This window comes from Mycobacterium sp. 23, assembly GCF_048287075.1.
In the GTDB taxonomy this organism is placed as follows: Bacteria; Actinomycetota; Actinomycetes; order Mycobacteriales; family Mycobacteriaceae; genus Mycobacterium; species Mycobacterium gordonae_B.
In genome coordinates this window covers 3672003-3686540 of the sequence record NZ_JBLVUX010000005.1, presented here as the reverse complement: position 1 = coordinate 3686540, position 14538 = coordinate 3672003, and the positions used below count along the sequence as shown (strand labels likewise).

Here is a 14538-nt window from a genome sequence, read left to right as displayed (position 1 = left end):
TTCTATGCATACCCGGGCGCCATCAGGATCAAAGGAGAGACCATGCGCACCTTCGAGTCAGTCGCCGACCTCGCCGCCGCAGCGGGGGAAACCATCGGCCAGAGCGACTGGGTGACGATCAGCCAGGAAGAGGTCAACCTGTTCGCCGACGCGACCGGTGACCACCAGTGGATTCACGTCGACCCGGAGAGGGCCGCCAAAGGCCCGTTCGGGACCACCATCGCCCACGGGTTCATGACCTTGTCACTGCTGCCGCGGCTGCAGCACGACATGTACACCGTCAAGGGCATCAAACTGGCAATCAACTACGGCCTCAACAAAGTTCGCTTCCCGGCGCCGGTGCCGGTGGGGTCGCGGGTACGTGCGACCAGTTCGCTGGTCAGCGTCGACGACGTGGGCGGCGGCGCCGTGCAGGCCGTGGTTACTACGACCGTGGAGATCGAGGGCTCACCCAAGCCGGCGTGCGTGGCCGAAAGCATCGTCCGCTACATCACCTAGGCGGCGCCAGTAGCTTGGCGCGAGCAGACACGAACTCGCACGCGGGAGCCCGAAATAGTGCGATTTCGCGTCTGCTCGCGGGGAACGGCGACCCCTAGAACTCGGCGATGGAGTGCTCCAGCCGGGCGGCCAGCCGGGCCTCCGCTTCCGCTTTGCGCGTCGGGATGTGCTGGGACGGGAAAGGTGTTGTCACGGGCTGATATTCGTGTAGGGTGCGACGGGCCACGGTCATCTTGTGCAACTCGGTGGCGCCGTCGGCGATGCCGAGCGACTCGGCGGCCACCAGCATCTTGACGAACGGCATCTCGTCGGACACGCCGAGCGCGCCGTGCAGGTGCAGGGCGCGCTGCGCGACATCGTGCAGCACCTGAGGCATCGCGACCTTAACCGCCGCGATGTCGCGACGCACCTTCTGGTAGTCGTGGTGCTTGTCGATCAGCCACGCGGTGCGCAGCACCAGCAGCCGGAACTGCTCGATCTGGATCCAGCTGTCGGCGATCTTCTCCTGAGTCATCTGGAAGTCGGACAGCCGCCCGTGCCGAGTCTGACGCGACACCGCGCGCTCACACATCATGTCAAAGGCCCGGCGCGCCAGCGCAATTGTGCGCATCGCGTGATGAATGCGGCCGCCACCGAGGCGGGTCTGCGCGATCATGAACGCCTGCCCCTCGCCACCGAGGACATGATCGGCTGGCACCCGCACGTCGCGATAGCGAACGTAGCCGTGGGTGGCGCGCTTGGATGATTCGGCTCCCACGCCGACGTTGCGGATGATCTCGATGCCGGGCGTCTCGGCCGGCACGATGAACAACGACATCTTCTCGTACGTGCGGCCCTCCGGGTTCGTGACGGCCATGACGATGAAGAACGACGCATGTTTGGCGTTGGTGGAGAACCACTTCTCGCCGTTGATGATCCAGTCGTCTCCGTCACGGGTGGCCGAGGTGACGAACAGCCCCGGGTCCGAACCGCCCTGCGGTTCGGTCATCGAATAGCAGGAGGTGATCTCACCGTCCAGCAACGGCTGCAGGTAACGCGCCTTCTGCTGCTCGGTGCCGAACAGTGCCAGGATCTCGGCGTTGCCCGAATCCGGTGCCTGACAACCGAATACCGACGGCGCCCAGCGGGAACGCCCGAGAATCTCGTTGAGCAGCGCCAGTTTGACCTGACCGAAGCCCTGCCCGCCGAGTTCGGGACGCAGGTGGGCGGCCCACAGTCCCTGCTCCTTGACCCGTTGCTGCAACGGCCGCAGGATCGCCATCATCTCGGCGTTCTGCTTGTCGTAAGGGTCCAGCGCAACGAGATCGAGTGGTTCGAGTTCCTCGACCATGAATTTCTCGACCCAGTCCAGCTTTGCCTGGTACTCCGGGTCCGTTTCGAAATCCCACACGGTTGGCCACCGTTCCCCGGCGCAGCGTCGCGCCGGCATCGTTGAGTCACACCATCGTAGGATCAGCGCAGTTTGGGCAGCACGCTGGTGCGGTAGAAATCGATCGCGGCCGCGGGATCTTCCTGCGGGAAGTGCAGAAACGGCACCGCACCCGCGTCGAGAACCGATTGCACCGCCTTGATGTGGGTGGCGGCGTCGGTGCCCACCGCCCAGTTGGCCAGCACCTTGTCTGTGGGGTTTGAGTCGGCGGCGCGCTGGATCTCGACCGGGTTGGGCTGATCGACGGCGCCGGCGGTGAATCGCCACAGGGCCGCGGCGCGCGCGGCCGTCGCACCGTCACCGACGACGGCGAACAACTCGGCACGCTTGCCCATGGTGGCCGGGTCGCGGCCGGCCTGCTGTGCGCCGGCGTTGAAAGCGGACAGCAGCTCGGCGTTCTCGATGTCAGGCGCCTGGGCGATCCACCGTCGCCGTATCGGCCGGCCAGGGTGGCGCTCCTGGGTCCGCCGGCTGCCACGAAGATCGGCGGCGGCGTGGCCGGCACGTCGTACAGCTTCAGGGCATTGGTCTGAAAATACTTTCCGGCGAACGAGATTCGCTCGCCGCTCCAGAGCTGGCGGATCAGTTCGATCGCCTCCACCAACCGGTCGTGGCGCTCGATGTAGTTGCCGTAGGTGTTGGTGGCTGCCTGCTCGTTGAGTCGCTCGCCGGTGCCCAAGCCCAGAAACACCCGCCCCGGACTCAGGATGGCCAGCGACGCGAACGCCTGTGCCACCGTTGCCGGGTGGTAGCGATAGGTCGGGCAGGTCACCCCGGTGCCGAAGGAGATCGCGCTTGTGCTGTTTCCCACCAGCGCCAGCGTCAGCCACGGGAACATGGAGTGGCCCTGGTTGTCCTGCCAGGGCTGGAGATGATCGCTGGCCCAGACATATTGGAAACCGGCCCGTTCGGCCGCCTGTGCCTGGGCGACCAGCTGATCGGTGCGGAACTGCTCATGCGACAACACGAACCCGACACCCTGCGCCGGACCCGTCGGGGCGTTGCCGCCGCGGGACTGGCAACCCGACAGGCCGGCGGCCGCGGCGATGCCGACCCCGGCGGCCAACTGCGCCATTCCCCGTCTCGAGATACCGGTCATCGCGTCCGAATACCCTTGCCCCTCGTCATCACACCTTCATGCAAGAGGCTGGCGCGCCCCGCGCGACGCACCTACCGTGAGTGACGTGACTCCACAGGCGCGTCCGGCGCAAAGAGCTGATGTCCGCGAGTTGGGCCGAACCCTGGGCCGCGCATTCTTCGACGATCCGGTCACGATGTGGATCCTGCCCGACGCTGACGCGCGGCGAAAGCACCTGGGCCGGGTGTTCGCCACCATGACCCGCCACCATCACCTGCGGCGCGGGGGCGTCGAGGTGGCCGGCGATGGACCCGGCATCGGTGCGGCGGCGTTGTGGGATCCGCCGAATCAATGGAAAGAGTCCCGGTGGGCGGAACTGGCTCAGCTGCCGACCTTCCTGTGGGCGTTCGGCGCAAAATCCCAGAGAGGCCGCACGCTGCAGGCAATCATGAAACGCGCGCATCCGGAAGAACCGCACTGGTACCTGGCGGTCATCGGCAGCGACCCGGATGTTCGCGGCCGCGGCTTCGGACAGGTGCTGATGCGGTCCCGGCTGCAGCGTTGTGACGCCGAGTACTGCCCCGCCTACCTGGAGTCCTCCAAGCCCGAAAATGTGCCCTATTACGAGCGTTTCGGCTTCCGGGTGACCGGGGAGATCACGATTCCCGACGGTGGTCCTACGCTGTGGCCGATGTGGCGCGATCCGCAGTGACCGCGCAGTTCGCCGACAAGACCGCGTTCATCACCGGCGCAGCGGCCGGACTCGGGCGTGCTTTCGCGCGGGCGCTGACCGCCCGCGGAGCCAACGCCGTGATCGCCGACATCGACGCCGCGAGTGCCGGCCAGGCAGCCGCAGAACTGACATCGCAAGGCGCCAGCGCGATCGCGGTGCCCTGCGACGTCGCCGATGAGCACCAGGTCGAGGCCGCGGTGGAGGTATCGGCCGAAACATTCGGCGGCGTAGACATTCTCATCAACAATGCCGGCCGGCACCTGATGAAGTACAACCAACCGTTCGGCGCCCTGTCCCGCGACGACGTGCGCGGAATGTTCGACGTGAACGTGATGGGCGTGATCAATTGCACTCTGGCGTGCCGTGATTCGATGCGCGACCGCGGCGGCGGGGTGGTGCTGAACATGTCGTCGACGGCCGGCTACTCCAGCAGCACGCCGTACGGGGTCTCCAAGCTCGCGGTGCGCGGGTTGACGGTCGCCTTCGCCTCCGAACTCTCGCCGGATCTGATCCGCGTCAACGCGATTGCGCCCGGGTTGACCAACACCGAGAGCGCACTTGCCGATGTGCCGCGCTCGCTGGTCCAGGATTACGTGCATGGTCTGCAGTTGGTGCACCGGATCTGCACGATGGACGACGTGGTGGCCGCCATGCTCTACCTGTGTTCGGACGCGGCGTCATTCATCACCGGCGAAACCCTCAAACTCAGCGGCGGTTACCCGCTGTCGGTGTGACCGGGGTTTAACTCGCAGGCCGCTGGGAAACTACCCGGCTATGGATACCGGCCCCGGCGACACTCTGGACCCGAGCGAGTCCACCGACTCCGACGAGGTGCGCAACGACGACGGCGACACCGTCGTCGATCCGCCCGAGGGCTGGACTGAGGCCGACAAATTCGGCATGACCGCGCGAGAAGAGCGGGAGGGGGAGTCGCTGGACCAGCGCCTCGCCGAGGAGGAGCCGGATGTCATCCCGGATGTCGAGCCACCGGACGTGACCCCTGGCCGCGCGCACCGTGGCCAGATCGACGGCACACCGGAAGACGGCGACTCGCTGTTCGAAGTCGTCGACGACTGATCAGGGTTCGCTCTTCCACGACGCAACGCCGATGGTGATCATGCGCAGCTGTTTGACCGCGATCCGGTGAATCTCCTCGAGGGCTTCCGTGCTCTGGGCATCTTCGATCGCCTCGGCGGTGACGATCATCGCGTTGACGAACAGACTCGCCAGGACGTTGAGATCCTCGGTGCTCCATTCATTGAGCCGCGGGAAGCGCGCCAGGTCGGTGGCCAGCTCCGAGACGATCAGCCGGATCTCGGTGCGGATCGCGTACCGCAGTACGGACACGCCGGTGGAGCGCTCGCGGGAGATGAAGCGCCAGTGCTCGCGCTGGTCCGCGACGCTGCCGATCAGGATCTCCACCGATGACTCGATGACCCGGCTGGGGTCCAGCTTGCCGGCGCGGGCGCCGCGCAGCGTGTCGCGCAGGCTGCGGAACGATTCGTCGATCAGGACCAGGCCGAGGGCCTCCATCGACTCGAAGTGGCGGTAGAAGGCCGCGGGGACGATCCCCGCTTCGCGGGTCACCTCGCGCAGGCTCAGCCCACTGAAACTGCGGTCGTTGAGCGCCTTGAGCGCCGCGGCGATGATCGCCCGCCGGGTCGCTTCCTTGCGTTCCTCACGCGAGGGCGTGTCACGGGTGCTTTCGCGGCCCCGTTCCCGGCTCGACCGCCGCGGGTGTGAGCTAGGAGTACGACTGTTCACTATGTGAACCGTAACACAGAACGGGTGAAAACCCTTGACCACCTGCGCCGATCGATGACACGGTGTACACATGTTCACTCAAACTTTCACTCGGACGATCGCCAAGCGAGTCCTGAGTTCCGACCTCGTTGATCTGCTCACCGGGCCGCACGGCGTCGACCGGTACACCGAGCTTGTCACGCCGACCTGGACCTCGGGGCAGGCCCGCGCGAAGGTGGTCGACGTGCGGCGAAGCACGCCGCGCAGCGTCACCCTGACGCTGGCTCCCAATGACGCCTTCACCGAGCGCTACCGTGTCCGCGCCGGCCAGTTCGTCAATGTGACCATCGAGATCGACGGCCGCATGCACTCGCGGTGCTACTCCCCGGCAAACGTCGAAGGCAGCGCCGAGATCGAGCTGACCATAGGCGTCCACGATGGAGGGCTGGTGTCGAGCTACCTGTACGAGCGGGCACGCCGCGGCATGGTGGTCGGCCTGGACGGGGTCGGCGGGGACTTCGTCCTGCCGGAGAAACTGCCCCGGCGCATCCTGTTCATTTCCGGTGGCAGCGGCATCACTCCCGTGATGGCGATGCTTCGCACGCTGGTGGCACGACGGTATGCCGGTGAGGTCGCGTTCGTGCACTACGCCCGCACCCCCGAGGAGGCGTGCTACCGGGAAGAGCTGGCGGCGATGCGCGGGGTTCGGGTATTGCACGGGTTCACCCGTTCGGGTTCGGGTGATCTAAAGGGCCGCTTCGGCGCCGGGCATCTGGCCGCCGCGATGGAGGCGCCCGACGCGGTGTTCGTCTGTGGGCCCGACGCTTTGGTCGATGCCGTCAAAGGCCTCTGTGAAAATGTGTTCACCGAAAGTTTCGTCCCGCCGGTGTTCGCGCCGCCGGCCGACCCGACGGGTGGACGGGTCAGTTTCGCGGACAGCAAGGTCGACGTCACCGACGACGGTCGGTCGCTGCTGGAACAGGCCGAAGCGGCCGGCCTGACGCCCCAGAACGGCTGCCGGATGGGTATCTGCCACACCTGCACGCGCCGCAAGACCTCCGGCACCGTGCGCAATCTGGTCACCGGCGCCGTCTCCACCGCCCCCGACGAGGACGTGCAGATCTGCGTCAGCGTTCCGGTCGGCGACGTCGATATCGCCCTCTAGCCAACACTCACCTCAAGGAGGAAAAGCCATGTCACAGAACAAGATCACGCTGACCAAGGAGCAGGCCGACGCCTTCGGCCGCGAGCTCGACGCCATCAGGGAACGGGTGTTGGCCGACCTCGGCGAACAGGACGCCGAGTACATCCGCAAGGTCATCAAGGCCCAGCGCGCCCTGGAAGTCGGCGGCCGCGCGCTGCTGTTCCTGCCCCCGACCTGGTTGTTCGGCACCGCGATGCTGGGCTTCGCGAAAATCCTGGACAACATGGAGGTCGGGCACAACATCATGCACGGCCAGTACGACTGGATGCGCGACCCGACGATCTCCGGTCGCGACTTCGAGTGGGACAGCGCCTGCCCGTCGGACCAATGGCGGCACTCGCACAACTACATGCACCACACCCACACGAACATCGTCGGGATGGACCGCGACATCGGCTACGGCATCCTGCGGATGAGCGAGGACCAGCGCTGGCAGCCGTACTTCCTGGGCAACCCGGTGTACGCGTTCCTGCTGATGGTGCTGTTCCAGTACGGTGTGGCGCTGCACGAGCTGGAGACCGAGCGGATCCGCGCCGGAGAAATCTCCATACGGGACAAGCGCGACACCCTGCGGGAGATCTGGCAGAAGGTCCGCCGCCAGACCCTCAAGGACTACGTCGCATTCCCGCTGCTGGCCGGACCGTTCGCGCCGTTCGTCTTCGCCGGCAACCTCACGGCGAACCTGATGCGCAACGTGTGGGCGTACACGATCATCTTCTGCGGCCACTTCCCGGAGGGCACCCAGGAGTTCACCATCGAGGAGACCGAGGGTGAATCACGCGGTCAGTGGTACTTCCGCCAGGTGCTCGGATCGGCGAACCTGACCGGCGGCAAGTTCTTCCACGTCATGTCGGGCAACTTGTCCCACCAGATCGAGCACCACCTGTTCCCGGACATCCCGGCCCGCCGGTATGCCGAGATCGCGCCTGAGGTGCAGGAGATCTGCGAGCGCTACGGCATTCCCTACAACAAGGGACCGCTGCTCAAGCAGTTCGGCACGGTGGTCCGCAAGATCGTCCGGCTGAGCGTTCCGGACTCGTGGCACCGCAAGGCAAAGGCCAAGCCGAAGGCTGCGGAAAAGGAGCTGATCGCCGCATAGCCTGACCCGCCCAACCGAAGCCCGGGGCTCGAGAAATCGATGCTCCGGGCTTTCGGGTGGAGAATGGGCCAAATGGAGTGGACCGGCGCGCGATACTCGGACAAACCGACGGTGGAATCCTGGACATGGGTGGACGCCGAGCCGCAGCGAGTCTGGAGTCTGATCTCCGATATCGAGTTGATGCCGACCCTGAGCAACGAGCTGCAATCCGTGGCCTGGCTGGACGGGGTCAGCGAGCCACGCGTCGGCGCCAGGTTCGTCGGGCACAACGAACACGATGCATTCGGACGCTGGAGCACGACGTCGCAGATCGTGTCGTTCGATCGGCCCCGCGAATTCGCCTGGGCTGTCGGCGAACCCGAATATCCCGCGGCCACCTGGCGATTCCGGCTGACACCGCGCGACGGCGGCACCGTGCTCTCGTTCTGGACGCAGATGGGTCCGGGCCGCTCGGGATTGTCCAATGCCATCGATGCGATGCCGGACAAGGAACAGAAGATCGTGTTCGTCCGGATGCGGGAGTTCGAGGCCGCGATCGACAAGACCCTGGCCGCGATCAAGAGGCTGGCCGAGCACGGGGTGCGGTGATGCGCACCGCGACGACGGTCGAATTGTCCGCTTCCCAAACCGCGCATTCGGCCGAAACAGTCGAGTTCGTGGTCGAGGCCGAGCGCCTGGGACTCGACATGTGCTGGGTCGCCGAGGCCTGGGGAGCCGACGCCCCGTCGGCGCTGGGTTATCTCGCGGCACGCACCGACGCGATGCTGCTCGGATCCGGCGTCATTCAGGTCGGCACCCGATCGCCGGTGCTCGTGGCCCAGACCGCGATCACGTTGTCCAACCTCTCGGGAGGTCGCTTCCTGCTCGGTTTGGGTGCGTCGGGGCCCCAGGTCATCGAGGGCCTGCACGGCGTCGCGTTCGACAGGCCGCTGTCCCGCATCCGCGAAACCGTCGAGATCGTCCGGCACGTCTTCGAAGGCGGCAGAATCTCCCATGCCGGCAAGGAGTTTCAAATTCCACGGCCGGGCGGAGAGGCCAAGCCGATGCGGTTGTCGACCCGCCCCGAGCATCCGGTCCCGATCTACCTGGCCACCCTGTCGCCGGCCATGCTGCGACTCACCGGCCGGCTCGCCGACGGCTGGCTGGGCACCAGCTTCGTGCCCGAGGGTGCCGATCAGGCCTACTTCGCCCATCTGGACGAGGGCTTGGCCGCCTCCGGTCGCACCCGCGCCGACCTGGACATCTGCCAGGGCGCTGAGGTCGCCTTCGCGGCCGATGAAGACGCGTTGCGCGAGATGGTGGCCGGACGCAAGGCGGAACTCGCGTTCAGCCTCGGCGGCATGGGTTCGGCCAGCACCAACTTCTACAACCAGGCCTATTCCCGGCAGGGCTGGAGCGAGGTGGCCGCCGCGGTGCGGGAACGGTGGCAGGGCGGCGACCGGCCGGGGGCCGCCGCGCTGATCACCGACGAGATGGTGTTGGCCACTACGCTGATCGGCACCGAGGAGATGGTGCGTGCCCGGCTCGGGGTGTGGCGCGACGCGGGTGTGAACACCGTGCGGCTCTACCCTGCCGGCGAGACGCTGGACGACAAACTCACCACGCTGGGTCGGGCGATCGAGTTGGTGCGCGCCACATAGCGCCGAACGTGAACTGAGGGCGGCTTTTTCGCGATTTTTCCGCCGCCATTGCACGCTCGCGAGGGGCTAGGATGGTGCGGCCGGCGCGTCGGAGATCTTTACCAGCTGAACCTCGGGACGCGCCGGTACCGCGTCGGTGAGGAACCACCGGAAGGCCAGGTTGCCGCGCGGATACCCCAGTGTCGTCAGCGAATTGGGATGAGCCGTTTGGGCAGCGGACAACACGATCGTCACCGAGCCGTCACTGTTGGCAACCGCGCTGTGCCCATTGACCGAACAACGCGCGTCGCCGGCCCCGTAGGTGGCCATGAACTGGTTCCACACCACCATGTTCCAGAAACGGCATGACGGCGGTCGGTGCGTGATGACCAGCGCTTCGTCCTCTTCGAGCACGAAGCTGCCGTAGGCGTAGCAGGCGTCCCGCGCCGACCAGCCGAAGTTGGCGTCCGGGACCTGATACGGTTCCGCGAATTCATTTGCGGCATGCGCGACTTCGTGCCCGAGCGCATGGGCGTCGTCGGCACGCGTCCCGACCGGCAGGGGAACGATGGCGAACATGGTGCGCAACCACGTGGCCGCCGCGCGCAGCCTGGCCGCGGTTTCGGAATCGCCGTGCCTGATCGGATCGGGCTCATCGAGCGTCTCGATGTTCCAGACGACGGGCCGGCCGGTCAGCGGGTCGGCCTGGTAGTCGCGCGTCATCAGCGCGGCCGCGTCCGGCGTCGGGGGGAACTCGAAGGAGAAGTTGCCGTCGGCGTCGATCTCGACGTCGGAGTCACGGATAATGGCGACCACGCGGTCCGACCAGGCCCCGGGCGAGGGCTCGTTATACGCCGTCACCGAAAAATACACGCTGTCACCCTTATTGCCGCTGATGCGATAGCGGCGGTCCGGATCGACGGGGCACATGTAGTAGTAGGCGTCGGTGTTGTCCCCACCCCACCGGCGATCGCGCCGGAACGGCGTGTTCACCGCGACGAACTGGGGACGACCCGGCTCGGGGAACAGGTAACTGTCGAGGGCCACCCCCAGGGTGGCGCCGAGCATGCGGTAGCCGTCGGCGACGTGCCGGTCGTCGGTGACCGCACGATCGCCCTCTAGGAAGGAAAGGTCGAGTTCACCGAGGGCGCTGAGCAATTCACGCCAGGCCACGGTCGATTCGTGCGTCGTCATGTGCTGATTCCTCTCAGGAGCAAAGTCGTCGTGCGGTCGATCCAGGCGTCATCGAGTGCCGCGGCACGGGTGAGCAGGCCCAGCAGTGTCACGCCCGCCAGGGCCTCGGCGAGTTCGGGAGCCGTCACGTCGGGCCGGACCTCGCCTCGCGCCGCTGCCTTCGCGAGCAGGTCGCTGAGCCCACCGCCGATGAGGCCGCTGAAACGTTCCAGCAACGCCGCGTGCAGGGTGGGGTCGGTCGCCATCTCGCCGATCAGGCCCGGCAGTGCCGCTCTGGCTGCCGGGGTGCTCAGAACTTCCATTGTGCGGCAGACCATTTCGCGCAGATCCTGACGCAGCGAGCCGGTGTCCGGTATGTCGGTAGCGGCGCCGATGGGGAACACCGCCTCGTGCACGAGGTGCGCCTTGCTCGGCCAGCGTCGGTAGATCGCGGGCTTGCTGGTACCGGCGCGCCGGGCAATGGCGGATACCAGTAGACCGGGATAACCGGTTTCGGCCAGCAGTTCGACCGTGGCGTCCAGCACCGCCGCGTCGATGCGCGGGTCACGGGGCCGGCCGAGCTCTTCTACCATTACGAAACTGAGAGTAACATAAGTCGCCGTGACCGAAACCGTAGTGCTCGACGACCTGGCCAGGCCCCGCTTCAGCGCCGAGGCGCAGCCGATCCTGGACATGATGGCGGGGCTGGCGCCGGACTGCCCGCTGGATGCTGATGCTCTGTGCGCCAAGGCAAGTGCCGACACCGGCCTGGATGACTTCGGCCCGGCGGACTACCGGGAACGACTCGATGTCTACCTGTCGGCGCTCCGCGACATCGACGGACTGCACCCGGCCGGCGTGGTCAACTTCTACGGCCAGCTGCTGCAGTTGCTGAAGAACCGGCTGCTGTTGGCCGACCTGCTGCGCCGGCATCCGGAGATCAACGACATCGAACTGCGCTCGCCGGTGGTGATCGCCGGGCTGCCCCGCACCGGCACCACCCACCTGCACAATCTGCTGGCCTCAGCGCCCACCTTCCGCACCATGCCCTACTGGGAGAGCAACGAGCCATTCCCACTGCCCGCCGAAGCCGGCATCGCGCCGGACCCGCGGCGCGCGCGCATGGATGTCGCGGTCAGCGTGATCAACCTGGTGATGCCGCATTTCGCGCTGATGCACGAGATGACGACCGATCATGTCCACGAAGAGATCCAACTGCTGGCCAACGACTTTTCGACGATGCTGTTCGAGACGCTCGCGCACGTGCCCGGCTGGCGTGACTACTACCAGGCCCACGATCAGACCCCGCACTACCGCTACCTGGCCACCCAGCTCAGGGCGATGCAGTTCCTGCGCGGCGGCCGGCGCTGGCTGCTCAAGTCGCCGCAGCATCTCGAACAGGTGCCCGTCCTGAACAGGGTCTTCCCGGACAGCATCGTCGTTTTCACCCACCGCGACCCGGTGCCGGTGGCGCTGTCGATGGTCGCGATGATCACCTATTCCGCGCGCATGCACCGCTCGCCGGTGCCGGTCGAGCAGATCGCCGGGTACTGGATCGACCGCCTCGAACAGATGCTCAACGCCCTGGTCCGCGACCGCGACGTGATCGGCCCGGACCGATCCGTCGACGTCCGGTTCGACGACTTCATGGCCGATGAGCTCGGCGTGGCGGAGCGGCTCTACGCCCTGGCCGGCGAACCTTTCACGGACCCGGCGCGTGCGGCGATCTCCGGCTACCTGGCCGGCCATCAGCGCGGCCGGCTGGGCACTGTGGCCACCTCTTTTGAGATGTTCGGACTCGCCGGGGACGACTTGCGGGCCCGGTTCACACCCTATGTCGAACGCTTCCTGAAGTAGGTTCTGTGACCATGACCATCTCCATTCCCAACCTGGACGGCGTCGAACACCGGTTCATCGATGTGGGCGGGGGAGTGACGATTCACGTCGCCGATGCCGGCCCGGCCGACGGACCGCCGATCATGCTCGTGCACGGTTTCCCGGAGAATTGGTGGGAGTGGCACGAGTTGATCGGGCCGCTGGCCGCTGACGGCTATCGGGTGCTGTGCCCCGACCTGCGCGGGGCGGGCTGGAGCTCGGCGCCGCGATCGACCTACACCAAGGACGAGATGGCCGGTGACCTGGCGACGGTGCTGGACAAGCTGGGCATCGCCACGGTCAAGCTCGCCGCCCACGACTGGGGCGGCCCGGTCGCCTTCATCATGATGCTGCGCCACCCGGACCGGGTGACCGGGTTCTTCGGGATGAACACCGTCGCGCCCTGGGTGAAGCGCGATCTGTCTTCGGTCCGCAATATCTGGCGACTCTGGTACCAGATACCGATCTCGCTGCCGGTGATCGGACCGCGGTTGCTCAGCGACCCCAAGGCCCGCTTCGCGCGCGCCCTGGGCGGCTGGGTCGGTGGCGGCTTCGACATCCCCGACGACGACATCCGTCTTTACATCGACTGCATGCGGCAACCCGGGCACGCCGAGGCCGGCTCGCGGTGGTACCGGTCATTTCAGACCGGGGAGATGCTGCGCTGGATGCGAGGGGAGTTCGCTGACGCGCGGGTCGAGGTGCCGGTGCGCTGGCTCTCCGGAGTCGAGGACCCGGTGATCACGCCCGACCTGATCGACGGATATGCGGACCACATAACGGATTTCGAGGTCGAGCTGGTCGACGGGGTGGGGCACTGGATCGTCAGCCAGCGCCCCGATCTGGTGCTCGACCGGCTACGGGCCTTCCTGCGCCTTTAGGACGGCTGGACCAGGATCCGGATCGGGTTGCCCTCCTGGCGCTCCAGCATCTCGATGCCCGCGTGGATGTCCCGTAACGGGACGATCTGGCTGATGGACCGCGAAAGATCAAGGCGACCATAGGAAACCAGCTTGGCCAGAGTCTCGATGTCGACGTTCTGATAGCCGAGATGCCCCAGCGCCTGCTTGCGGCTCAACCCGAACATGGCGGTGGGACCCACCGTCGGCGACTCCGCGCTCATGCCCACGCCCACCAGCCGGCCGCCCGCGGTCAGTGAGTCCAGCGCCTGTTCGAAGGTCACCTTGAGTCCGACGGCGTCGAACGCGACGTCGAGTTTCCGGCCGCCGGTGACTTCGGCGATCTTGTCCTGCAACCCGTCGTCGCGGGTGTCGAACGCATAGTCCGCCCCGATCTCCAGCGCGCGCTCCAGCACGGCCGGGTTGATGTCGAGAGCGATCACCGGAACCGCGCCGACCAGCTTGGCGAGTTGCACGATATGCGTGCCGACCCCGCCCACGCCCCACACCCCGACCGACTCCCCGATTGCGACCTTCCCGGTACGCACGACGGCGCCGAACGGCGTGGAGACCGCGTCGGCCAGGATTGCCGCCTGCTCGAGCGGGACGTTGTCGGGCACCCGGGTCAAACCGGCCGCCTGCGCCAGGGTGTATTCGGCCCACGCGCCGTCATAGGCGAACGCCATCAACTGAATTCGCAGGCAGTTGGTTACGTCGCCACGGCGACAGTTCGGGCACGTCTGGCAGGGGCGCCCCGCGGCGACGACCACCCGGTCGCCCTCGGCCCAGCCGGTCACTTCCGGACCGAGCTTGGCGATGGTGCCCGACGCTTCGTGGCCCTGGGTCACCACCGGCGCCTGGGAAGGGAACGTTCCGTTGATCAGGCTCAGGTCCGAGTGGCAGATCCCGCAGAACGCAACCTTGACCAGAACCTCGCCGGGCCCGGGTTCGGGAATCGGAACCTCTTCCAGCGCAACCGTTCTGGTGTCGGCGTAAAAACGCTCGGCGAGCATGGTGGCCGTCACTGGACGTCGATCGTGACTTCGGTGGACTTGATGAACACCGTCGCGGGCTGACCGGCCTCCAGGCCGAGGTCGACCTCGGTGATGGTGCCCTTGAGTTGGTTGCGGGTTGATAGGCGCATCGTTGGAGCGTAGCCCCGCGCCGCGATCGAGTGTGCGGGCACGG

Annotated in this window: 16 protein-coding genes and 1 pseudogene; 10 read left to right on the top strand and 7 right to left on the bottom strand. The window is 66.6% G+C overall.

Annotated features, from left to right (window positions below; translation table 11 throughout):
* The first annotated feature begins 42 nt into the window (after nucleotides 1–42).
* Entirely contained in the window at nucleotides 43–498 is a 456-nt protein-coding gene (locus ACNQS7_RS18260) for a MaoC family dehydratase (RefSeq protein ID WP_418013623.1), read from the top strand.
* Between the two features lie 94 nt (nucleotides 499–592).
* Here the strand turns inward: ACNQS7_RS18260 and ACNQS7_RS18255 are convergent, their stop codons facing one another.
* Together ACNQS7_RS18255 and ACNQS7_RS18250 are read right to left on the bottom strand one after the other, a co-directional pair.
* Complete coding sequence (locus tag ACNQS7_RS18255) at nucleotides 593–1888, bottom strand: acyl-CoA dehydrogenase family protein (protein WP_418013622.1); 1296 nt, start codon at nucleotides 1886–1888, stop codon at nucleotides 593–595.
* A gap of 62 nt (nucleotides 1889–1950) precedes the next feature.
* Nucleotides 1951–3026, bottom strand: a pseudogene (locus tag ACNQS7_RS18250) (F420-dependent hydroxymycolic acid dehydrogenase).
* Between the two features lie 85 nt (nucleotides 3027–3111).
* Between ACNQS7_RS18250 and ACNQS7_RS18245 the strand changes: the two are divergent.
* The 3 genes from ACNQS7_RS18245 to ACNQS7_RS18235 are packed head-to-tail and all read left to right on the top strand — an operon-like array spanning nucleotide 3112 to nucleotide 4815.
* Nucleotides 3112–3717, top strand: coding sequence for a GNAT family N-acetyltransferase (locus ACNQS7_RS18245; RefSeq protein ID WP_418013621.1), 606 nt, complete (start codon nucleotides 3112–3114; stop codon nucleotides 3715–3717).
* On the top strand, nucleotides 3699–4472 hold the full coding sequence (locus tag ACNQS7_RS18240) for an SDR family NAD(P)-dependent oxidoreductase (protein WP_418013620.1): 774 nt from the start codon (nucleotides 3699–3701) through the stop codon (nucleotides 4470–4472). Before ACNQS7_RS18245 ends, ACNQS7_RS18240 begins: the two co-directional genes overlap by 19 nt.
* Before the next feature lie 40 nt (nucleotides 4473–4512).
* The gene (locus tag ACNQS7_RS18235) at nucleotides 4513–4815 is read left to right on the top strand and encodes a hypothetical protein (protein WP_418013619.1); all 303 of its coding nucleotides are present in this window, start codon (nucleotides 4513–4515) and stop codon (nucleotides 4813–4815) included.
* Here ACNQS7_RS18235 and ACNQS7_RS18230 read toward each other — a convergent pair whose 3' ends face one another.
* Nucleotides 4816–5502, bottom strand: a complete 687-nt coding sequence (locus tag ACNQS7_RS18230) for a TetR family transcriptional regulator (RefSeq protein ID WP_055576058.1) — start codon at nucleotides 5500–5502, stop codon at nucleotides 4816–4818. It abuts the gene before it with no gap.
* Nucleotides 5503–5572: 70 nt separating this feature from the next.
* Here ACNQS7_RS18230 and ACNQS7_RS18225 point away from each other — a divergent pair, with 70 nt between their 5' ends.
* From ACNQS7_RS18225 to ACNQS7_RS18210, 4 genes are all read left to right on the top strand, one after another.
* Nucleotides 5573–6646: a ferredoxin reductase gene (locus tag ACNQS7_RS18225; protein ID WP_418013618.1), complete on the top strand. Its 1074-nt coding sequence runs from the start codon at nucleotides 5573–5575 to the stop codon at nucleotides 6644–6646.
* Between the two features lie 28 nt (nucleotides 6647–6674).
* Nucleotides 6675–7784 carry a fatty acid desaturase family protein gene (locus ACNQS7_RS18220; protein WP_418013617.1) on the top strand — a complete coding sequence of 370 codons (1110 nt, stop codon included), beginning with the start codon at nucleotides 6675–6677 and terminating at the stop codon, nucleotides 7782–7784.
* 72 nt (nucleotides 7785–7856) lie between these two features.
* Complete coding sequence (locus ACNQS7_RS18215) at nucleotides 7857–8372, top strand: SRPBCC family protein (protein ID WP_418013616.1); 516 nt, start codon at nucleotides 7857–7859, stop codon at nucleotides 8370–8372.
* A complete protein-coding gene (locus tag ACNQS7_RS18210) occupies nucleotides 8372–9424 on the top strand; it encodes an LLM class flavin-dependent oxidoreductase (RefSeq protein ID WP_418013615.1) in 1053 nt (350 codons plus the stop codon). Before ACNQS7_RS18215 ends, ACNQS7_RS18210 begins: the two co-directional genes overlap by 1 nt.
* Nucleotides 9425–9490: 66 nt before the next feature.
* Here ACNQS7_RS18210 and ACNQS7_RS18205 read toward each other — a convergent pair whose 3' ends face one another.
* Both ACNQS7_RS18205 and ACNQS7_RS18200 read right to left on the bottom strand, forming a co-directional pair.
* Nucleotides 9491–10597, bottom strand: coding sequence for a DUF1214 domain-containing protein (locus ACNQS7_RS18205; RefSeq protein ID WP_418013614.1), 1107 nt, complete (start codon nucleotides 10595–10597; stop codon nucleotides 9491–9493).
* Nucleotides 10594–11169 (bottom strand): TetR/AcrR family transcriptional regulator, encoded by a 576-nt coding sequence (locus tag ACNQS7_RS18200; RefSeq protein ID WP_418013613.1) that lies wholly within the window; start codon nucleotides 11167–11169, stop codon nucleotides 10594–10596. Before ACNQS7_RS18200 ends, ACNQS7_RS18205 begins: the two co-directional genes overlap by 4 nt.
* A gap of 100 nt (nucleotides 11170–11269) precedes the next feature.
* Here ACNQS7_RS18200 and ACNQS7_RS18195 point away from each other — a divergent pair, with 100 nt between their 5' ends.
* Together ACNQS7_RS18195 and ACNQS7_RS18190 are read left to right on the top strand one after the other, a co-directional pair.
* The gene (locus ACNQS7_RS18195; protein WP_418016049.1) at nucleotides 11270–12433 is read left to right on the top strand and encodes a sulfotransferase family protein; all 1164 of its coding nucleotides are present in this window, start codon (nucleotides 11270–11272) and stop codon (nucleotides 12431–12433) included.
* A gap of 11 nt (nucleotides 12434–12444) precedes the next feature.
* Nucleotides 12445–13332, top strand: a complete 888-nt coding sequence (locus ACNQS7_RS18190) for an alpha/beta fold hydrolase (protein ID WP_418013612.1) — start codon at nucleotides 12445–12447, stop codon at nucleotides 13330–13332.
* On the opposite strand, the gene ACNQS7_RS18185 is transcribed toward ACNQS7_RS18190, so the two are convergent.
* Complete coding sequence (locus ACNQS7_RS18185) at nucleotides 13329–14375, bottom strand: zinc-binding dehydrogenase (RefSeq protein ID WP_418013611.1); 1047 nt, start codon at nucleotides 14373–14375, stop codon at nucleotides 13329–13331. The genes ACNQS7_RS18190 and ACNQS7_RS18185 overlap by 4 nt on opposite strands.
* The gene (locus ACNQS7_RS18180; protein ID WP_418013610.1) at nucleotides 14372–14494 is read right to left on the bottom strand and encodes a hypothetical protein; all 123 of its coding nucleotides are present in this window, start codon (nucleotides 14492–14494) and stop codon (nucleotides 14372–14374) included. Before ACNQS7_RS18180 ends, ACNQS7_RS18185 begins: the two co-directional genes overlap by 4 nt.
* Between the last annotated feature and the right edge of the window lie 44 nt (nucleotides 14495–14538).